The sequence below is a fragment of the Alkalibacterium sp. s-m-28 genome (genome assembly GCF_054658175.1).
The window spans coordinates 1-255 of the sequence record NZ_BAAGIQ010000433.1 but is presented as its reverse complement, the minus strand read 5'-3'; the positions used below and the strand labels follow the sequence as shown (position 1 = coordinate 255).

Sequence of the window (255 nt, the reverse complement as noted above, 5' to 3'; positions counted from 1 at the left end):
AATTTCCACTCGCCTAACCGGTTGAGGCATATATGTGCCTTCCTTTAGTTTTCGAATGATATGTGAACCAAATTCTGCCATGTGTGCATCTAGTTCATCGACAGTTATGCCGTCTACACCTGGCTTGACTTTGTTCTTTTTAACTTTCTTGATGGCAAGCTTTATATTCTTTCTATCGACTACTCGGTCGATTAATGAGATATCATTTTGTCTATTCATTTCTGTGTTACGCCCCTACGCACTCCTACATATTCT

General features: G+C 39.6%; 1 pseudogene. It reads right to left on the bottom strand.

The window, feature by feature from the left end:
- Positions 1 to 219: pseudogene (locus ACYQ4S_RS12885) on the bottom strand (group II intron reverse transcriptase/maturase); the annotation flags it as partial.
- Positions 220 to 255: the final 36 nt, after the last annotated feature.